Annotated in this window: 20 protein-coding genes; 16 read left to right on the forward strand and 4 right to left on the reverse strand. The window is 66.1% G+C overall.

The window, feature by feature from the left end; all coding sequences use genetic code 11:
* Positions 1 to 21 precede the first annotated feature (21 nt).
* Both WT16_RS08860 and arcC read left to right on the forward strand, forming a co-directional pair.
* The gene (locus tag WT16_RS08860; protein WP_015602278.1) at positions 22 to 1,032 is read left to right on the forward strand and encodes an ornithine carbamoyltransferase; all 1,011 of its coding nucleotides are present in this window, start codon (positions 22 to 24) and stop codon (positions 1,030 to 1,032) included.
* A 77-nt stretch (positions 1,033 to 1,109) separates the two neighbouring features.
* Positions 1,110 to 2,048: a carbamate kinase gene (gene arcC, locus WT16_RS08865; protein WP_043282675.1), complete on the forward strand. Its 939-nt coding sequence runs from the start codon at positions 1,110 to 1,112 to the stop codon at positions 2,046 to 2,048.
* Positions 2,049 to 2,178: 130 nt separating this feature from the next.
* Here arcC and WT16_RS08870 read toward each other — a convergent pair whose 3' ends face one another.
* Both WT16_RS08870 and WT16_RS08875 read right to left on the reverse strand, forming a co-directional pair.
* Positions 2,179 to 2,973, reverse strand: coding sequence for an SDR family oxidoreductase (locus tag WT16_RS08870; RefSeq protein ID WP_063533156.1), 795 nt, complete (start codon positions 2,971 to 2,973; stop codon positions 2,179 to 2,181).
* Positions 2,970 to 3,419 (reverse strand): heme-binding protein, encoded by a 450-nt coding sequence (locus WT16_RS08875; RefSeq protein ID WP_015602224.1) that lies wholly within the window; start codon positions 3,417 to 3,419, stop codon positions 2,970 to 2,972. Before WT16_RS08875 ends, WT16_RS08870 begins: the two co-directional genes overlap by 4 nt.
* A 97-nt stretch (positions 3,420 to 3,516) precedes the next feature.
* Between WT16_RS08875 and WT16_RS08880 the strand changes: the two genes are divergently transcribed.
* The 5 genes from WT16_RS08880 (at position 3,517) to WT16_RS08900 (ending at position 8,699) form a co-directional block, all read left to right on the forward strand.
* On the forward strand, positions 3,517 to 4,437 hold the full coding sequence (locus WT16_RS08880; RefSeq protein ID WP_063533157.1) for a LysR family transcriptional regulator: 921 nt from the start codon (positions 3,517 to 3,519) through the stop codon (positions 4,435 to 4,437).
* A 235-nt stretch (positions 4,438 to 4,672) separates the two neighbouring features.
* Complete coding sequence (locus WT16_RS08885) at positions 4,673 to 5,377, forward strand: glutathione S-transferase N-terminal domain-containing protein (RefSeq protein WP_015602209.1); 705 nt, start codon at positions 4,673 to 4,675, stop codon at positions 5,375 to 5,377.
* A gap of 434 nt (positions 5,378 to 5,811) precedes the next feature.
* Complete coding sequence (locus tag WT16_RS08890) at positions 5,812 to 6,309, forward strand: MarR family winged helix-turn-helix transcriptional regulator (RefSeq protein ID WP_006026720.1); 498 nt, start codon at positions 5,812 to 5,814, stop codon at positions 6,307 to 6,309.
* 222 nt (positions 6,310 to 6,531) lie between these two features.
* Positions 6,532 to 7,644 (forward strand): branched-chain amino acid ABC transporter substrate-binding protein, encoded by a 1,113-nt coding sequence (locus tag WT16_RS08895; RefSeq protein WP_015600934.1) that lies wholly within the window; start codon positions 6,532 to 6,534, stop codon positions 7,642 to 7,644.
* A 284-nt stretch (positions 7,645 to 7,928) separates the two neighbouring features.
* Positions 7,929 to 8,699 (forward strand): class I SAM-dependent methyltransferase, encoded by a 771-nt coding sequence (locus tag WT16_RS08900; protein ID WP_063533158.1) that lies wholly within the window; start codon positions 7,929 to 7,931, stop codon positions 8,697 to 8,699.
* 30 nt (positions 8,700 to 8,729) lie between these two features.
* On the opposite strand, the gene WT16_RS08905 is transcribed toward WT16_RS08900, so the two are convergent.
* Both WT16_RS08905 and WT16_RS08910 read right to left on the reverse strand, forming a co-directional pair.
* Entirely contained in the window at positions 8,730 to 9,587 is an 858-nt protein-coding gene (locus tag WT16_RS08905) for a DMT family transporter (protein ID WP_063533159.1), read from the reverse strand.
* The gene (locus WT16_RS08910; RefSeq protein ID WP_063533160.1) at positions 9,584 to 10,120 is read right to left on the reverse strand and encodes a MarR family transcriptional regulator; all 537 of its coding nucleotides are present in this window, start codon (positions 10,118 to 10,120) and stop codon (positions 9,584 to 9,586) included. Before WT16_RS08910 ends, WT16_RS08905 begins: the two co-directional genes overlap by 4 nt.
* A gap of 371 nt (positions 10,121 to 10,491) precedes the next feature.
* Here WT16_RS08910 and WT16_RS34355 point away from each other — a divergent pair, with 371 nt between their 5' ends.
* The 9 genes from WT16_RS34355 (at position 10,492) to WT16_RS08950 (ending at position 19,856) form a co-directional block, all read left to right on the forward strand.
* Positions 10,492 to 10,755 carry a hypothetical protein gene (locus WT16_RS34355; protein WP_197486462.1) on the forward strand — a complete coding sequence of 88 codons (264 nt, stop codon included), beginning with the start codon at positions 10,492 to 10,494 and terminating at the stop codon, positions 10,753 to 10,755.
* 7 nt (positions 10,756 to 10,762) lie between these two features.
* Positions 10,763 to 11,659 carry an EboA domain-containing protein gene (locus WT16_RS08915; RefSeq protein WP_156521421.1) on the forward strand — a complete coding sequence of 299 codons (897 nt, stop codon included), beginning with the start codon at positions 10,763 to 10,765 and terminating at the stop codon, positions 11,657 to 11,659.
* Positions 11,660 to 11,681: 22 nt separating this feature from the next.
* On the forward strand, positions 11,682 to 12,578 hold the full coding sequence (locus WT16_RS08920; RefSeq protein WP_082874762.1) for a TatD family hydrolase: 897 nt from the start codon (positions 11,682 to 11,684) through the stop codon (positions 12,576 to 12,578).
* 68 nt (positions 12,579 to 12,646) lie between these two features.
* Positions 12,647 to 13,834, forward strand: a complete 1,188-nt coding sequence (locus WT16_RS08925) for a 3-dehydroquinate synthase (protein WP_063533163.1) — start codon at positions 12,647 to 12,649, stop codon at positions 13,832 to 13,834.
* Entirely contained in the window at positions 13,831 to 14,955 is a 1,125-nt protein-coding gene (gene eboE / locus WT16_RS08930; protein ID WP_063533164.1) for a metabolite traffic protein EboE, read from the forward strand. The genes WT16_RS08925 and eboE overlap by 4 nt, the downstream gene beginning before the upstream one ends.
* A complete protein-coding gene (locus WT16_RS08935) occupies positions 14,933 to 16,300 on the forward strand; it encodes a nucleotide pyrophosphatase/phosphodiesterase family protein (protein ID WP_063533165.1) in 1,368 nt (455 codons plus the stop codon). Before eboE ends, WT16_RS08935 begins: the two co-directional genes overlap by 23 nt.
* Positions 16,297 to 17,034 (forward strand): UbiA family prenyltransferase, encoded by a 738-nt coding sequence (locus WT16_RS08940; RefSeq protein WP_063533166.1) that lies wholly within the window; start codon positions 16,297 to 16,299, stop codon positions 17,032 to 17,034. The genes WT16_RS08935 and WT16_RS08940 overlap by 4 nt, the downstream gene beginning before the upstream one ends.
* Before the next feature lie 124 nt (positions 17,035 to 17,158).
* Positions 17,159 to 17,932: a VOC family protein gene (locus WT16_RS30655; RefSeq protein ID WP_082874763.1), complete on the forward strand. Its 774-nt coding sequence runs from the start codon at positions 17,159 to 17,161 to the stop codon at positions 17,930 to 17,932.
* A 43-nt stretch (positions 17,933 to 17,975) separates the two neighbouring features.
* The gene (locus tag WT16_RS08950) at positions 17,976 to 19,856 is read left to right on the forward strand and encodes a hypothetical protein (protein ID WP_156521422.1); all 1,881 of its coding nucleotides are present in this window, start codon (positions 17,976 to 17,978) and stop codon (positions 19,854 to 19,856) included.
* Positions 19,857 to 19,887: the final 31 nt, after the last annotated feature.

Here is a 19,887-nt window from a genome sequence, read left to right on the forward strand (position 1 = left end):
ACCAACCTACGGAGAAACGAGATGAGCTTCAACCTGCACAATCGCAATCTGCTGAGCCTGATCCATCACAGCGCACGCGAGCTGCGCTATCTGCTCGACCTCGCGCGCGACCTGAAGCGCGCGAAGTACAGCGGCACCGAGCAGCCGCGCCTGCTGCGCAAGAACATCGCGCTCATCTTCGAAAAGACGTCCACCCGCACGCGCTGCGCGTTCGAGGTCGCCGCGTATGACCAGGGCGCGAACGTCACGTACATCGATCCTTCGTCGTCGCAGATCGGCCACAAGGAAAGCATGAAGGACACGGCGCGCGTGCTGGGCCGGATGTACGACGCGATCGAGTACCGCGGCTTCAGCCAGGAGATCGTCGAGGAGCTCGCGCATCACGCGGGCGTGCCCGTCTTCAACGGGCTCACCGACGAATACCACCCGACGCAGATGCTCGCCGACGTGATGACGATGCGCGAGCACAGCGACAAGCCGCTGCACGACATCAGCTACGCGTATCTCGGCGATGCGCGCAACAACATGGGCAATTCGCTGCTTCTGATCGGCGCGAAGCTCGGAATGGACGTGCGCATCGGCGCGCCGAAGTCGCTCTGGCCTGCCGCCGGTTTCATCGCGCAGTGCGAGGCGTTCGCGGCTGAAAGCGGCGCGCGGCTCACGTTGACCGAAGATCCATACGAAGCGGTCAAGGGCGTCGATTTCATTCACACCGACGTGTGGGTGTCGATGGGCGAGCCCGTCGAGGCGTGGGACGAGCGGATCAACGCGCTGCTGCCGTATCAGGTGAACCGCAAGCTGATCGAATCGACGGGCAATCCGCGCACGCGCTTCATGCACTGCCTGCCTTCGTTCCACAACTGCGAAACGAAGGTCGGCAAGCAGATCGCCGAGCGCTATCCGCACCTGAAGGACGGCATCGAAGTCACCGACGAAGTGTTCGAGTCGCCGCGCTGCATCGCGTTCGAGCAGGCGGAAAACCGCATGCACACGATCAAGGCGGTCCTCGTGTCGACGCTCGGCAGCATCTGACGGCCCGGCGCGCAATCGAACCGGATGGCGCGCGAGGCCGCGCCGTCCGCACCGTTGGCACAACAAGGAGAAACATGATGCGTATCGTCATCGCATTGGGCGGCAATGCGCTCTTGCAGCGCAATCAGCCGATGACCGAAGCCCAGCAGCGCGAGAACGTGAAGATCGCGGTCGCGCAGATCGCGCAGATCGCGCCCGGCAACGAGCTCGTGATCGCGCACGGCAACGGGCCGCAGGTCGGCCTGCTCGCGTTGCAGGGCGCGGCATACGCCGAAGTCGCGCCCTACCCGCTCGACGTGCTCGGCGCGCAGACGGAAGGGATGATCGGCTATCTGATCGAGCAGGAAATGGGCAACCTGCTGCCGCCCGACGCGCCGTTCGCGACGCTGCTCACGCAAGTCGAGGTCGATCCGGCCGATCCCGCGTTCGAGCATCCGACGAAGCCGATCGGCCCCGTCTACTCGCGCGGCGAGGCCGAGCGGCTCGCGCGGGAAAAAGGCTGGCACATCGCGCCCGACGGCGACAAGTTCCGCCGCGTCGTGCCGAGCCCGCGGCCGCGGCGCATTTTCGAGATCCGGCCGGTCAAGTGGCTGCTCGAGAAGGGCACGATCGTGATCTGCGCGGGCGGCGGCGGCATTCCGACGCGCTACGATGCAAGCGGCAAGCTATCGGGCGTCGAGGCGGTGATCGACAAGGATCTGTGCGCGTCGCTGCTCGCGCGCGAATTGCATGCGGACCTGCTCGTGATCGCGACCGACGTCGACGGCGCGTACATCGACTGGGGCAAGCCGACCCAAGCGCTGATCGAAGCCGCGCATCCGGACGAACTCGAGCGGCTCGGCTTCGCGGCCGGCTCGATGGGGCCGAAGGTGCAGGCGGCGATCGAGTTCGCGCGGCAAACCGGGCACGATGCGGTGATCGGCTCGCTCGCCGACATCGTCGCGATCGCCGAGGGCCGCGCCGGCACGCGGGTCAGCACGAAGGTCGACGGGATTCGCTACCGGAAGCCGCAGTAACCGCGCGGTGACATGGAACGGCGGCCGCGGCGGGCTGTCCGCTGCGCAGCCGTGAGCCGCCGAACCGCGTTGGCGGCGCGATGATCGTCGCCGCAGCCGCCGCAGTCGCGATGCACACGGCGTCGTGCGCTCACGCGCCGCGCCGCTCGTTCTGGCGGCGCGTCCACGCCCGCGCCTGCTCGTCGCGCACGAACTGCTCGACGGCGGCGGGCAGCAGGTTGCGGAACAGCCCGCCGTCGCCCTCGGTCACGTCGACCATCTTCTCGATCATCTCCAGCGGATCGTATTGCTCGAACGGGAACGTCAGCCTCTCGGGCGTCGCCGCGGCGCGCGCCGGGTCGAGCCAGCGGCGCGGCGTCTCCATCATCCGGTCGTTGAAGCCCGTGCTGTACGGCCCCGGATTGACGACGGCGATCTGGATGCCGTGCGCGTCGAGCTCCGCGTGCATCGCCTCGGCAATCGCTTCGACCGCGTGCTTCGACGCGCAATACGCCCCCGTATACGCGCCGGTGACGAGCCCCGCGATCGACGACACGAACACGATCCTGCCGCGCCCGCGCGCGATCATCCCGTGCGCGACCTGCTGCGTCAGCGCGAGCGGGCCGAACACGTTGATCTCGAACAGCTCGCGAACGATGTCGAGTGGCAGATCGACGAGCGCGCCCGCCTCGCCCGCGCCCGCGTTGTTCAGCAGCACGTCGATCTCCCAGCGCTCGGCCTGCGCGCGGTCGCGCGCGGACGTCACGTCGAGCTTCACGGCGTCGAGCGCGACGCCGCGCCGCGCGGCCTCGGCGTTCAGCTCGGTGATCTGCGGGACGATCTGCACGCCCGCGATCACGTGATGGCCCCTCGCGGCGAGCCGCAGCGCGACCTCTCGGCCGAATCCCGAGCCTGCGCCCGTCACCAGAATGCGTTTGTCAGTCATGTCCTTGCTCCTTGTGCTGTGTCCAGAAGAGTGGCGAAAGCGTCGACGCACGCCTGCGCGATCGCGACATCGTCGTCGACCGCGCCGCCCGACACGCCGACCGCGCCGGCGCAACGCCCGTGCGCGCCGACGAGCGGCAGGCCGCCGCCGAACGTGACGAGCCCGCCGTTGCTGTGTTCGATCGTGCGGATCGGCCCGTCGGCGGCCGACAGCGCGCCGAGCGACGCGCTCGGCGTCCGGAAGCGCGCAGCCGTGCCGGCCTTGCGCGTCGCGAGGTCGATCGCGCCGATGAACGCGCCGTCCATCCGCGCGAACGCGACGAGATGCGCGCCCGCATCGACGACGGCGATCGCGACGGCGACGCCCGCCCCGTTCCGGCGCGCGGCGCGGGCGACGCCAGCTTCGACGATGCGCTGCGCGTGTTGAAGCGTGAGTTCGGCGGACATCGGCGGCTCCTTGTGCGGTTCGACTGCGAGCCAGTGTAGAGATCGGCGGTATCTGAGAGAATTGGTATTCCGCTCACAAACGTATCAAGTTTTTCTAATGACTCTGCGACGCGATCCGCTCGGCGGCCTCCACGTTTTCATGAGCGTCGTCACGCACGGCAATTTCACGCGCGCGGCGGCGGCGCTCGGCCTCACGCCCGCTGCTGTGAGCCTCGCGATCGGGCAGCTCGAAAGCGAGCTGAAAGTGAAACTCTTCAGCCGCAGCACGCGCGGCGTGAGCCTGACGGAGGCCGGCCAGCGCTATTGCGACGCGACCGCGCAGCCGTACCGGCAGGTCGTCGAGGCGCGCGACGCGCTGAACGACGCGCGCGACGAACCCGAGGGCCTGTTGCGGATCAGCGCGCTGCACCTCGCGAAATCGGTCGTGACGGCCGACGTGCTCGCCGAATTCTTCCGCCGCTATCCGAAGGTGAGCGTCGAGATCCGCTACGAGGATCATCTCGTCGATATCGTCAAGGAGCGGCTCGACGCCGGGATACGCCTCGCCGACCGGCTGCAGCCCGGGATGGTCGGCGTGAGGATCGCGCCCGCGCTCACGTGCGCGCTCGTCGCGACGCCCGGCTATCTCGCGCAACACGGCACGCCGGCGAAGGTCGCCGACCTCGCGCGGCACATGTGCATCCGCTTTCGCTTCCCGAAGAGCGGCCGCCTGCACAAATGGCCGCTGCGCGACGGCCGCCGCGACGTCGATCTCGACGTCGCCGGCCGCTTCGTCAGCACGGATACGGGCGCGGTGATCGACGCCGCGCGCGCGGGCGCGGGCATCGCGTTCGTGTTCATGCGCGAGCGGATCGCGGGCGACCTGCGCCGCGGCACGCTGCGCGAGGTGCTGCCGGGCGCATGCCGGACGCTGCCGCCGATGTGGCTCTACTACGCGAACCGCAAGCACGTGCCACCGAAGCTGCGCGCGTTCATCGCGGTGCTGCGCGAGCACGCGGCGGCCGACGGGCGGCGCTGACGGCTGGCAGGCTCCATTGCGGCGCCATTGCGCTGCGCACTTTGCATGCGCGCTGGCGCGACCAGGTTCGCCACGCCTGACGAAAGCGTTCGCGCGATGTCACGATTTCGTCATCTCGCGCCGCCGCCAGCAACAATGCGCGGGATCGGCTACATTGTGCGGACCGCGCCGCCCGCCCCGGCTTGCCCGGGGGCGCGTCGCGCGTTCATCATCGATTCATCGACCGAGTCCATCCATGTCCGATCTTTCCGAGTTCCCGATCACGAAGAAATGGCCCGCACAGCATCCGGACCGCATCCAGCTCTATTCGCTGCCGACGCCGAACGGCGTCAAGGTGTCGATCCTGCTCGAGGAAACGGGGCTGCCGTACGAGGCGCACGTCGTGCGCTTCGACACGAACGACCAGATGTCGCCCGAGTTCCTGTCGCTGAACCCGAACAACAAGATCCCGGCGATCATCGATCCGCACGGCCCGGGCGGCAAGCCGCTCGCGCTGTTCGAATCGGGCGCGATCCTGCTGTACCTCGCCGACAAGACGGGCCAGTTCATTCCGGCCGATCCCGCGCGCCGCTACGAGACGATCCAGTGGCTGATGTTCCAGATGGGCGGCATCGGGCCGATGTTCGGCCAGCTCGGCTTCTTCCACAAGTTCGCGGGCCGCGAGTACGAGGACAAGCGGCCGCGCGACCGCTACGTCGGCGAGGCGAAGCGCCTGCTCGGCGTGCTCGACGGCCGCCTCGCGGATCGCCGGTGGATCATGGGCGACGCCTATACGATCGCCGATATCGCGACTTTCCCGTGGGTGCGCAACCTGATCGGATTCTATGAAGCGCGCGAGCTCGTCGAATTCGACCGCTATCCGAACGTCGCGCGCGTGCTCGGCGCATTCGTCGCGCGGCCGGCGGTGGCGCGCGGGTTGAACGTTCCGGCGCGACCGTAAGCGCTTCGTTCCGCTTCGTCTCACCTCTTATCGCGGCTTCGTCGCGGCTTCGTTGCATCGCGCATGCGGAGCCGCGCGCGTCCCGTCCGGGCGTTCCTTGCCCGTCGATTTTTCCGCCGAAATCCCGATGTCCGGCCGCCGCGCGCTCGCGCGTCGCATGCCTCCATTCACGACATGCCGGATGCACCTTGGTGCGGATCATTCCCCGAGTGGTGCATAAAGCGCGACGCCGTTTCAGGGCATTGCGTGGCCATTTCGCGGCCATTCGCCCGGGAAGCCGCGTCGGCCAACGATCGCGCCGGCCCTGGTCCGCTCCTTGCATGCGCACGCGGTACGAGAGGACGCGACGCACGCAATAAAGCGGTAACAGCAACGGCGGCGACTCGAATACGGGACCGGCATCCGCCGTTTTTTTTGGCTCGAATATTTTCAAAATGCAACCAATCGGCAAACAGTCGGGGGCGGCGCTGCGGCTCGACGAATGGCTTCCGTATCAGTTGTTCCTGCCCGCGCAGCACGTCGCGCGCCTGCTCGCCGAATTCTATGGGCCGCGCTACGGGATCAGCCAGCAAGCATGGCGGATTCTCGCGACGATCGTCGATCGGCCCGGCGCGAACGCGCGGCAGATCGGCGCGGCGCTCGGCATGGATTCGGTGTCCGTCAGCCGAGGGATCGCGCAGCTCGTCGCGGTCGGCTTCGCCCGGCGCGACGCGGCGCGCAACGACCGTCGCTACGCGTGCGTCGTGGCGACGCCCGCCGGCCGCGATGCATTCGACGAGATCGCCGCCGTGGGCCTCGCGGCGGAGCAACGGATGCTGGACGTGCTGACGCCCGGCGAGCGCGCGATGCTCGACGCCGCGCTGCTGAAGATCGGGCGCGAGAGCGAGCGCATCGCGATCGTCGGCTGGCGGCGTCTGCTCGACGAGCCTTGAGCGCCGGCTTTGCCGCCCATTCCGGGGGCCTGGCTTCGCGCGCGGCGTCGCCGCACCGCGCGCGGAACATAACGAGAACCTGAGAGCGCGGCGAGCTTCCGGCCGGGCGTGCCCGCTGCCGTCGATTCATGCGTAAAACGATTTGGCATCCGAATCGACGGATCTTTTCGCGGCCGCCCGGCGGATCGAAAACCGTGACGTTTTTTTCGAGCGAGGGTCGACATGAACGTTCGCATAGGGTGTCTGTCGCTGCTGGCTGCCGTCGTGTTCGACGCGCATGCGCAATCGGTCGTCCGGATCGGCGTCGCGATGCCGCTGACGGGGCCCGTCGCCCATCTGGGCAAGGATGTGCAGAACGGCGCGCAGCTCGCCGTCGACGATCTGAACCGCGCGCCGCCGGCGATCGGCGGCAAGCCCGTGAAGTTCGAGCTCGTCGTCGAAGACGATCAGGGCGATCCGCGGCAGGCCGTGCAGGTCGCGCAGCGCCTCGTCGACGCGCGCGTCGCGGGCGTCGTCGGCGATCTGAACTCGGGGCCGACGATCGTCGCGGCGAAGGTCTACGCGGCGGCCGGCATTGCGCAGATCGCGCCCGCCGCGACCAATCCCGCGTATACGCAGCAAGGCTACAAGACGGCGTTCCGGCTGATGGCGACCGACAGCCAGCAAGGCGCGTCGCTCGCCGCGCTCGCCGCCAAGCTCGCGAAAGGCGGGCCGATCGCGCTGATCGACGATCGCGGCGCGTATGGCCAGGGCCTCATCGATCAGGCGGAGAAGACGCTGCGCGCGAACGGCGTCACGCGAATCACGCGCGACTACACGACGGACACCGCGGTCAATTTCGCGTCGATTCTCACGCGCGTGAAAGGCGAGCATGCGGCCGTGATCGTCTACGGCGGCGCCGATGCGCAGGCGGGGCCGATGGTGCGGCAGATGAAGGCGCTCGGGATCGACGCGGCGTTCGTCGGCGGCGACGGCGTGTGCACCGGGCAGTGGACGGCGCTGTCGTCGGGCGCGAACGAAGGCCAGTTCTGCACGCAGGCGGGCGACCCGCGCACGAGGATGGCGGGCTACGCGGCGTTCGAGCGGCGTTTCGAGGCCCGCTACGGCAAGGTGATCGTATTCGCACCGTACGGCTACGACGCGGTGATGCTGCTCGCCGACGCGATGCGCCGCGCGAATTCGACCGATCCGGCCGTCTATCTCGGCGCGCTCGCGAAGACCCGCTACGACGGCGTGATCGGCAGCATCCGCTTCAATCCGCAGGGCGACAACGTGAACGGCGCGGTGACGGTTTACCGCGTGCAGCGCGGCGCGCTCGTGCCGGTGCCCGACTGAGGCGGGACGCAACGGCCGCGCGTGCGCACGACGACGTCCGGCGCCGGGCGATGCGGGCCGGAGCGCGCCGCAGAACGGCCCGGACACAGACGTCGTCGTGACGAACGAGCCGAACGAATGCAGCCGGGACGGCGCGAGGAGACCAGCTCGCCTCGTCCACGCATGCGCGGGCCCCGCCCGCACCACGCGCAAGCGCACACGCACGACCAACGCCCATTCGAAAAACAATCCCGAACGCACGGCGGCCGCGGACCCGGAGACGCCCGGCAGCCTGGAGATCTCCCATGATGGACGTCATCGAATTCGCGGGCAATCGCGCGACGCACTACAAGGACGCGCTGTCGCTCTACCCCGACGCGTGGCTGCAGGACATCGCATGCATGCATCGTTTCCTGCGGCCGTCGCCGGGCGAGACGATTCTCGAAATCGGCGGCGGCAGCGGCTACTTCAGCCGCGCGATCGCGGCCGCGATCGGCCCGTCCGGGCGCCTCGTCGTGACCGATCCGTCGATCGAGCAACTCGACGCGCTGCGCGGCATGCCCGATTCGAACATCCGTGTCGTTCAGCAGGCCGCCGACGCGCTCGATCTCGACACGCGCGATTTCGACGCGATCTGGAGCCGCGGCGCGATCCACCACGTGCCCGACAAGACCGCCGCATTCGCCGCGAGCGCGCGCCATGCGCGGCCTCGCGCGCGCTTCGTGATCTACGACATCTTCGCGGGCACGCCGCTCGCGCGCTACTTCGACGGCTTCATCGCGAAGAGCTGCTCGACGGGACACGAGGTCGCGTTCCTGTCCGAGGATTTCGCGAGGACGCTGTGCGCGCTGACGGGCTGGGCAGAGCCGCGTTTCCACGACGTGACGGTGCCGTGGGAATTCGACAGCCGCAAGTCGATCGGCCATTTCCTGAGGCTGCTTTTCTCCGCGACCGACGCGTACTCGGACGACGATTGTCTCGCGGCGGCCGAGGCGTTCCTGAGCGTGAGCACGACGCGCACCGGTTACGCGCTGATGTGGCCGATGACGGTGATGGTCACGCAGCGGCTCGCTTGACACGGCGCCGGCGGATGTCGCGCGCTCCGCTCAACCGCGCAGCACGAGCACGTTGCCGGCGAGCACGGCCGCCGCGCCGGCGAGGATCCGCGCATCGAGATGCAGCCCTTCGAACAGCGCGGACAGCCCGAGCGCGACGATCGGCACCGCGGCGAGCGTATAGGCGGCCTTGCCGGGGCCGAGGCGTCGCACGAGGTCGAAGTACAGCATGAACGTCACGCACGACGCGCCGATCGCGAGATACAGCAGACTGCCGACATAGCGCGCCGACCAGTCGGCGACGAACGGCACGTGCTGCGCGGCGGCCCAGGCGGCGCTCGTCGCCGAGCCGACGAGCGCGCCCCAGCCGAGGATCGCGACGGTTGGCAGCCCCGCGCGCTGGTTGCGTGCGCCGACGACGGTGCCCGCCGCGGTCGCGACCGCGGCCACAAGCGCCCACGCGAAGCCGGATGCGGAATCGGCGCGCACCGCGCCGAGCGACGGGCCGACGATGATGCCCACGCCCGCGATCCCGCACGCGGCGCCCCACAGCAGCGCGCGCGTGAGCGGCGTGCCGAGCAGCGCGCGGCCGATCAGCGCGGCGAACAGCGACGATGTCGACAGCACGAGCGCGGCGAGTCCGCTCGGAATGCGCCGCGTCGCTTCGTAGAACGTGATGAATGCGAACGCGAAAAAGAGCGCGCCCTGTAGCGCGACGAATACGCGATCCTCACGCGGAATCGCGAGCGCGTGGCCCTTCCACCGTCCGTAGCCGAGCAGCAGCACACCCGCGAGCGCCATGCGCATCGACACCGACCAGAGCACGGGCGTCGCGCCCGCCTGCATCGCGGTCGCGAGCGCGCCGCCGCCCCACAGCAGCGCGGTCAGGCCGAAGAGCAGCGCGGTCATCGCGCGCGTTGCCCGACGAGCGCGCGCCAGTCGCCGGCCTCAATCCGCGCGCTCGCGTTCTCGAGCTTGCGCAGCGCGGCGTCGAGCACGTGCGTTTCGTCGTCCGACAACGTCGCGAGCAGATTTCGCTCGATCGCGATGCCGAGCGCCGCGATCTCGTCGAACGCGGCGCGGCCTTTCGCGGTGATCGTGACCGACGCGAAGCGCCGGTCGTTCTTCGCGGCCGTGCGCCGTGCGAAGCCGAGCGTGACGAGCTGGCCGATGCCGCGGCTCACGGTGAACGGATCGAGCGCGCATGCGAGGCCGATCTCGGTCGCGTTCGCGCCGGTGCGCTCGGCGATCACCGCGAGGATGCGCCATGCGGCCTGCGTGAGGCCGAAGCGCTCGGAATAGAAGGCCTCGAGCGGGCGTGCGACCTGCGCGGCGACGACGAACAGCCGATACGGGAGCCAGTTGCCGAGCCGCAGCGGCGCGGCGGGCTTCTGCGATCCGGACGACTTCGGCGCGCGAGGGGCGGACGGTGCGGCAGGCATGCGGGCGGCTCCTGATCAGGTACTTGCACGATGCAAGTATATGGCAATCAAAATTGCCGCAAGACTTTTTTGCATCCGTGACGACGCGGCGGCCGCATTGCCAGCGACGGGTTCCGAGTGGGGATGGGGGGCGGTGCGGCGCGCGAAGGGGCGCGCGTCGCTCAATCGGCTACCCGAAGGTATGTCGATATCGAATTGCGCCTCGTCATTGGAGGAGGCGCTTTTCATTATGGGCGGTGATGGGTCATGGATTATCCTTCCCGATTCTCAAGTTTAGATTCGACCGGAGCCCCTTCGCCTGACGCCGCGCATATATTTCATTTTTATTTTCTCAAAAAAAATTCCAGATGAATTTATAAATGGAGAAAATCATGGCAACTGCCGCCATTCCGTGGCGCAAGACATCCGCGCTTGAGACGCTTCGAATACATGCCTTCCGAGTTCAATTTATTTTCAAAAATGGCCGACCCGGCGAAATATACGATGCACGCTCGATTTGCAATTACATGAGATTACGTCGTCAAGAATTTCTTGAAATTTGGGGCCGCATACCTACCAGTTCTGATAGCATGGCTTCAAAAAGAAATTGCCCTAGACTCTTCATTGGAAATTCGAAACTGGTCTATTTCCAATGAGTCGAGCATGAATTCCCCAATACACTTCGATGCCGCCCGCTCTATTTCACGATTTCTAGAGTCGCGCCTGAGTCGGGAGGCATACGACTTCTCGATGGCGGCCTCGAACGAGATCAAACGCGGCGCATCTGCGCAGCGCGTTGCCCACTTGCTTGCATTTGCCAGCCGGCACGTTCGCGCGAGCATCGCACTCGATCTCGACAGCGACGAGATGCGTGTGCTGAAGGCCGATCTTCCACACTGCAATCCCGCGCATTGGAGCCTGCTCGAAACAATCCGCATCGTTTTGCTGCTCTCCTCGGCCGAGCTCGTTGAAGACAGCTTCCCTGCCCTGTTCGAATACTGCTTCCGCTTCGCCGACCACGGCGAATCATGCGCGCTCTATCGCGCACTGCCGCTGTTGCCGCGCGGAGAACGCTTCGTCCGGCGCGCCGAGGAAGGCTGCCGCACCAACATGCGCACGGTGTTCGAAGCGGTGGCCTGCGACTCGCCCTATCCGGCCACGCACTTCGACGACCCGTCGTGGCGCCAGCTCGTCATCAAGGCCGTCTTCATCGACGCGCCGCTTTCGCGCATCGACTCCCTCGATGCGCGGTTGTCGCCCGAACTCGCGCGCATGGCGCTCGATCTGGCGGACGAACGCCGTAGCGCGGGCCGCGACGTGCCGCCGCAGTTGTGGCATTGCCTCGGCGCCCACGCCGGCGCGCGCGGGCTCGACATGCTTCGAAAGGAACTCCGGAGCGAAAACCGGCGAGGCAGGCGCGGCGCATTGCTCGCGCTCGCCCGGGCCGGCGCGCTGACGAGAGCGGACCCGTGGATACGCGCGGCGGAAGACGAGCATCGCGCATTCATCGTGCAGGCCCGCGAGTACGGTTTCGACGCGCGCGCGCTTCACCTTCTCTAGCCCACGCAAATGAGGATTTCCCGTGAGATTCTTCGATCCCCACATCCATATGACCTCGCGCACGACCGACGACTTGCAGGCGATGGCTGCCGCGGGCATTCGCGCGATCATCGAGCCGGCATTCTGGTTGGGTCAGCCGCGCACCAACGCCGGAAGCTTCATTGATTATTTTTCGAGCCTCGTCGGATGGGAGCGCTTTCGTTGCGCGCAGTTCGGCATCGCCCACTACTGCGCGATCGGATTGAATTCGAAGGAAGCGAACAACGAAGCGCTCGCGCGCGAGGTTCTCGAATTGATCCCGCAGTTCGCGCTGAAAGAAGGCGTCGTCGCGATTGGCGAGATCGGCTACGACGAGATCACGGAGGCGGAAGATTTCGCTTATCGCGCGCAGCTTGATTTTGCGCGCGAGCACGACATGGTGGTCATGGTGCACACCCCCCATCGCGACAAGAAGCGCGGGACACGGCGCTCGATAGAAGTCGCGCGCGAGCACGGCGTGCCGATGGCAAAACTCGTCGTCGATCACAACAACGAGGAAACCGTCCACGACGTGCTCGATGCCGGCGCCTGGGCCGCATTCACGATCTACCCGAACACGAAGATGAGCTCGGCGCGCATGGTGGAAATCGTCCGGCGATACGGAACCGAACGCATCATCGTCGACAGCTCGGCGGACTGGGGCGTAAGCGATCCGCTCGCGGTGCCGAAGACGGCGCGACTGATGCTCGAGCAGGGCATCGCGATGGCCGACGTCGAGGCCGTTACGTGGCGCAACGCGCTCGAGGCCTACGCGCAATCACGGCAGATCGACGTCGCCGAACTCGCCCGCACGCCGCGCCTCGACCAGCGGCAACTGTTTTCCGACAACTCGGTACTACGCGGGCAGGCGCCCCGCGTCGACGAACCCGTTCCGAACTGACGCGCCGCGCATCCGACGGCCGATCGGGGCTTCCGCCTTTTTCGGCGACATTTCACCCGGGAACCTCCATGCTCGAGCATCGTATCGATCAAACATTCGACGTTCGCTACAGCTACTCCGTATGCTTCACGCGGCGAGCGCTTTGGCCGGGCAATCCGCTGCTGGCGGAACTGCTGCGGACGTCGGCGGCCGGCTCGGAATCGCGCGTATTGTTCGTGGTCGATTCAGGCGTGGCGCAAACGCGTGCGGACCCCGTCGAGCAGATTCTGCGATACGCGCGCGCGCATGCGGATCAGTTCGAGCTCGTCAGCACGCCCGTCATCGTGCGCGGCGGGGAAGCGGCGAAGCACGGGGTGCGGGAAGTCGAAGCGATCCATGACCTCGTGCACGAGTTTCAGCTATGCCGCCATAGCTACGTCGTGGCGATCGGCGGCGGCGCCGTTCTCGATGCGGTCGGGTACGCGTGCGCGACGGCGCATCGGGGCATTCGGCTGATCCGCATGCCGTCGACGGTGCTGGCTCAGAACGATGCGGGCGTCGGCGTCAAGAACGCAGTCAACTGGCGCGGCCGCAAGAATTTCATCGGCACGTTCGCTCCACCCTTTGCCGTCGTCAACGATTTCGACTTGCTCGCGAGCGCGCCCGCTGCCGTTCGGCGCGCGGGAATCGCCGAAACGGTCAAGGTCGCGCTGATCCGCGACGAGGCGTTTTTCCGGCAGATCCATCGGCGGCGTTTCGATCTGGCCGCGCTCGCCGCGCATGCGATCGAACCGATGATCGTGCGCTGCGCGGAACTCCATCTCGCGCAGATTCGCGACTCCGGCGATCCGTTCGAACGCGGCAGTGCGCGCCCGCTCGATTTCGGCCACTGGTCGGCGCACAAGCTCGAAGAGCGCTCGAATCATCGTCTGCTGCATGGCGAAGCGGTCGCGATCGGCATCGCGCTCGACACGCTCTATTCGCGGCGAATCGGGCTCATTGACGATGCCGCCGCGGACATCGTTCTCACGACATTGCGAGATATCGGCTTCGCACTCGACGACGCCGCCCTCGACGCGCTCGATGTCGAGCAGGCGCTCGGCGATTTCCGCGAGCATCTCGGCGGCCGCTTGTGCGTCACGCTGCTCAACGGCATCGGGGAAGGCATCGAGGTGGACCGCATCGATGTGGCGGCGATGCGCGTTTGCGTGACCGAACTGCGCGCGTCGCGGCAACTTGTGCGGGCGGCGAATCCGGCGCAGGAGGTGTCGACGTGAACGGCGCGTTTCCGCTCACGTACTGCACGAACATCCATCCCGGCGACGCCTGGCGCGACGTGCTGCGCAATCTCGAAAGCCATGCGTTGGACGTGAAGCGCGTCTGTTCGCCCGAATCCAGTTTTCCACTTGGCTTGCGCCTGTCTGCGCAAGCCGCTTCCGAACTGGATGACGCGCAAATCCGCTTGTTCGCCGACTGGTGTGACGAGCACGACTGCCATGTGCTGACGCTCAACGGTTTTCCGTACGGCTCGTTTCACGGCACGCGAGTCAAGGAGACCGTCTATCTGCCCGATTGGCGCGATCCGCGGCGGGCCGCTTATACGATGCGCTTGGCCGACATCCTCGCGCAATGGACGCCGAGCGATCGCGAGACTTCGATTTCCACGGTGCCGATCGCTTTCCGCCACGGCTTCGCCGCCGAGCACTGGCCGCTGGTCAGGGCACGACTGATCGAGGTGCTCGCGCATCTCGCCCGTGCGCGCGAACGCGGCGGGCCGTTGATTCGCCTTGCGCTCGAGCCGGAGCCGCACTGCGTGCTCGAACGAATCGACGACGTCATCGAATTCTTCGAGCGCATGGCCTTCCCGGCGCCCCTTCGCGAACACGTCGGCCTCTGTTTCGATTGCTGCCATCAGGCGGTCGAATTCGAAGCGCCGCGCGACTGTCTCGCGCGGCTCGCAAACGCCGGCATCCCGGTGGCCAAAGTGCAGGTTTCGTCGGCGCTGCGAGCCCGGGGGCCGCGGATCGCCAACCTCTTGCGGTTCGATGAATCGACCTATCTCCACCAGGCCGTGGCGCGCCGCCCCGATGGCGCGATGCTGCGCTTTGCCGACCTGCCCGATCTCGCACGATGGCTCGAACGTGGAGAGCCCGTCGACGAATGCCGAGTGCATTTTCATGTCCCGGTGTTTCTCGCCGCGCTCGACGACGTCGACACGACGCGTTTCTTCCTCGAAGCCTGTCTGCCGCAGCTTGCTCCCGCGACGCCGCTCGAAGTCGAAACCTATAGCTTCGGCGTCCTGCCGCAGGCGTTGCGTTTCGATTCCGTCGGCCGCTCGGTCGCACGAGAGCTGAGCTGGGTCAAGGAGACGCTCGATGCAGCGCACGGCCGTCATTAACGTCGTCGGGCTCACGAAGAACCTGCTCGGCCCGCATACGCCGCATCTGTCGGCATTCGGCGGCGAGATCGTCGCCATCGATGCGACGATGCCCGCGCTCACGTGCTCGGCGCAGACGACCTATCTGACCGGCAAGCTGCCGGCCGAACACGGCATCGTCGGCAACGGCTGGTATTTCCGCGAGCTCGATCAGGTGCTGCTATGGCGGCAAAGCAACCGGCTGGTGCAGGCGCCGCGCATCTGGCACCTCGCGCGCGAGCGCGATTCATCGTTCACGTGCGCCAACACGTTCTGGTGGTATGCGATGGCCACCGACGCCGACGTCACGCTGACGCCGCGGCCCCTCTATCGCGCCGACGGCTTGAAGCTGCCGGATTTCTACGCGCAGCCGGCCGCGTTGCGCGAATCGTTGCGCGAGCGGCTCGGCCCATTTCCGCTCTATCACTTCTGGGGGCCGAGCACCTCGATACGATCGAGCCGGTGGATCGCGGATGCAGCGCTCGCAGTCGAGGCGCAGTTCAGGCCGACGCTGAATCTCGTCTACCTTCCGCACCTCGACTACTGCCTCCAGCGCGTCGGCCCACAAGCCGACATCTGCGCCGATCTGCGCGAGATCGACGCCGTGTGCGGCGGCCTGATAGCCCAGTTGCGTCAGCGCGGCGTGCGCGTCGTGGTGCTCTCGGAATACGGCGTGATGCCCGTCACGCGGCCCGTGCACATCAATCGCGCATTGCGCGACGCCGGCTTCGTCGCGATCAAGCGCGATCTCGGCCAGGACTATCTCGACACCGGCGCCTCGCGGGCGTTCGCCGTCGCCGATCACCAGATTGCGCACGTCTACGTTCGCGATGCGCGCGATCTCGCCGCGGTCGGACGACTATGCGAGACGCTGCCCGGAATCGGCGAGGTGCTCGACGAAACCGGCAAGCGCCATCATGGCCTCGCGCATCCGCGTTCGGGCGAGCTCGTGTTGCTCGCCGAACCCGATAGCTGGTTCACCTACTACTTCTGGCACGACGACAAATCGGCGCCCGACTATGCGCGCACGGTCGATATTCACAACAAGCCCGGCTACGACCCGGCCGAACTGTTCATCGATCCCGGCATCCGGTTTCCCAGGCTGGCGGTCGCGACCGCGCTCGCACGCAAAGCGCTCGGCATGCGCTACACGATGGACGTGATCCCGCTCGATGCGTCGCTGGTGCGCGGCTCCCACGGCATCCGGACGCGCGACGGCGCAGACTCGCCGATCCTGATGAGCTCCGAGCGCCGCCTCGTCCGGCACGACAAGCTCGCGGCAACGGACGTCTGCTCGCTGCTGCTCGACCACGTTTTCATTCCATGAACACACTCTCTTTCAATGACCGCGTGAATGCGGCGTTGGCGCTATGCCGCGTGAGCAACCTGCCGACGGTCTGGATGAACGTCTTGACGGCGGCCGTGCTGAGCGGTCTGCCGGATCGCGCACAGGCCATCGCGCTCGTGCCGTTGCTCGCTTTCGCGATGTCGTGCTTCTACTGCGGCGGCATGGCGCTCAACGATGTCTGCGACGTCGATCATGACCGCGTGCACCAGCCATTTCGAACGATTCCGGCGGGGCGCATCGCACTTGGCGCGGCGCGCGCGCTCATACTGGGCCTGTTCGCCGCCGCGCTCCTTTTCCTGTTGCTCGCGCCGCATCGCGCGGGATTCGCGGCCGGCATCGCGCTGTTGCTGGTCATCTGGATCTACGACCGTTTTCACAAGCGTCATCCGTCGGCGGTGATCGTCATGGCCGGCGCGCGCCTGCTCGTTTATATCGTCACCGCGCTCGCGCTGACGGATACGGTGCCGGCGGAGGTCGCATGGGCGGCGCTCGCGCAGGCAGCCTACGTGTCGGCATTGACGCTCGTCTCCCGGTTCGAAAGCCGCACCAGCAGGCCGCGCGATGCGTGGTCCGCGATCCCGTGGATGATCGCCGCCATGCCGATGCTCGACGGCGTCATCCTCGCCGCGCTCGCCGATCCCGCATGGATGATCGCGGGCGCCGCCGGCTCGGCGCTGACGCGCATCGGACAGCGCCGCTACCGCGGTGACTGACACGCCGGCGACGCGAAGCGAACGGCTGCGAAAACGTTCCAGGCCGCCGCCGGCACGGCGGTCCGGATCGCCCCGAGAAATCGTGCCGGTAACGAAAAACGATCGAGATGATCCGAGGAATGCCATGAGTCTGTCTTCCACTCAACTTGTCAGTCTTACTTCCCGCTGGTTCATTCGACCCGGCTGCGAGGAGGCCGCCGACGCCGCGTTGCGTCAGCTCGCACATGATGTCGAGCTGAACGAATCGGACACGCTGACCTATCTGGTTCACGCGCCATACCGCGGCGAAGGCCGCCTGCAATCCCTGCCGCCCGCCGAACCGCGCTCGGTACTGTTCTTCGAGACGTATCGCAGCGCCGATGCATTTCTGCGGCATGTCGACGGGCCGGTGTTCACCGCTTTCGTCGAACGGCATGGCGAACTGTTCGTCGCGTCGAACGGCAAGCCGTTTACGTTCGTGGATTTCCTGCAAACGCGCGCCGGATTCGTGCGAAGCGCCGAAGCCGTCACCGATGCGATGCAGGAAGACGACACGATCAATGTTCATCCGAGCGTGATGTTCGAAATCATGGCCCGCGATCAGGCGAATCTCAAACAGTTCTACAGCGACGTGTTCGGGTGGCGGTACAACAGCGGCTCGAACGACTTTGCCTATATCCGGTTTCCGAGGCAGCGTGTGGCGCTGCTCGGCGGCATCGGCCAAGCCGCTTCCGGTCAGGCCGGCTCGAACGCCGGGACGAACTTCTATCTGCGTGTAGCCGATCTGCAAGACGCCATCGGCCGCGTGGTCGAGAACGGCGGCAGTTCTTTGCTCGGCCCGACCAGCGTCGATGGATACACGTTTGCGATGGTGAAGGACCCGGAAGGCAATGCGATCGGACTGGTCAAGCCGTTCTGAACTCGCCGTCACGACGGCGCTTTACTCTTGCGAGGAGAAATTCATGAGTTACCTCAATCCATTGCGGCTGCATTTCTCGGGCAGGTTTCAGGCGAATGTTTCGACGGTCAATAACGATCCCGGGCATTTCGACAACGCAGCGTTCAAGCCGAATTATCAATTGTTGCAGTCTTCGCCGAATGGCTTTCCAGATAACGGCTGGTTCAATCCGACGGGCGATGCGTCCTGGCGGCTGCTCGACTGCAAGGTGACGTCGGCCTGGCTTCCGTCCGGCGCGGTTCCTTCAAGCGATCCGATCTTGGCGTATATGATCGCCGATTCCGATGGCCGAGTGGCCGCCAAGCTTGTCGATCTCGATACGGAACAGCAACTGGTATCGGAAATCTGGGGTTTGCAGGTTCGGATCACCGACGGCCAGGGCAACACGCTGCTGCGCGGCGATTTCGAGCCGGCGCCGTTCATCGACATCTGGGACCGCGTGACCGGCGACGGTTTTGGTCAGGATGAAATCGCCGGCGCGATGTATCAGTCCGTCCTGACCAACCTCAAATGGGCCGACGTCTCTCGTTCGCCGTTTCTGACCCAGCTCAAGGAAAGCGGCGATCGGCTGTCCATCAAATTCAACGTCGACGGCTTCAATGGCGACAACACGTCCGATCAATTCATGTGCGGGCGAATCGCCGGCACGATCGGGCCTTCGAGCGCGGACGAGCCGATGCATATGGTCATCGGCAGACAGTTCATGGCAGAGTCTGCGCCCGGCGGCCAGTTCTTCAAGCCAACGGGCGGGATCAACTTCTTCGCGGCATGCGTCGATGCCGCCTCGAGCACGATTCTCCTTGATCTGGGGAATGCAATCACCACTGCCAAGCCGGGCGGTCCGATGAACGACCTGGGTAATCTGGAGCTGAGGGCCGGCTCGACGAGCCTAGGAACGATTTCCTCGCAAGGCAATGGCGGCTATACGAGCGACACGTGGTACGCCGAAACAGCAGGCGTCGTGCAAATCAAGTTGCCGGGCCACGTAACGCCGGCGAGTCTGAACGTTCCTCTTACGCTAAGCGTGGGCTCAAACGTCCTGATCAGCGAATGGAATAGCGGCACGTTCGTGCGCGCCGATACGTTCGTCTATCGTTGCAGCCCCGGCGACAGCGTGCAGATTCCGATCTATGCGACGCAATGGGGCAAGCGGTTGAGCCAAGCAATGATCAGCATCGTGCCCGATTCCAGCCAACTGCAACCGGCAAATATCGTCAATCCATTCGATGTCCCGCCCGTTGCTACGCCGCTTTTCGCTGTAGCCTACGTCGATGACAGGGAAAAGCCCACGCCGCTCTACTACGGCTTTAACGGCACGCTCAAGACCAACGAGAAAGGCATCGCTACCCTGACGCTTCAAATGAGCGATCCCGGCACGCCGCGCAAATTCAACAACGGTCAGGATTACGGAATCGACGGTCAGATATACGGCATTCGTCCCGGCTTCGTCGACACGAACCAGTACACCGGCCCGATGAACCCGTGGAATTTCATCAGCATCCTGCTGTGGAGCGGTTTCGATCACAAGGCCCCCGTCGACTGGCTCTCGCTCAAGCCCATCTTCCAGCAATACGCCAATCTCTATCCGGTCATGGCGCGCTTTCTCGACATGGGCAGCTACGAACAGGTCGTCGCCAACGCCGCGCTGCTGAAGCTCGCATTTGGCCTTCGCGACAGCGATCCGAATTCGATGCCGGTCACGCGAGACCTCTCGCCCGCCAAACGTCGGGCGATTCTCCAGTTCCTCGGCGATCCGGTATACGGGAGCGCCCCGGAAACCATCGAGTCCGCGCGGACGCTCGCCGCGCCGGCAACCCCTGCCGCCGCACGGGGTATGACGGCAGGCGGCAAGGCATCCGCGAGCGCGCGCCGTCTCGTGCGCTGAGCATCCGCGAAAGCGACGACCCATTCCTCGG

It is taken from the genome of Burkholderia sp. MSMB1589WGS (assembly GCF_001636105.1).
Taxonomy (GTDB): domain Bacteria; phylum Pseudomonadota; class Gammaproteobacteria; order Burkholderiales; family Burkholderiaceae; genus Burkholderia; species Burkholderia humptydooensis.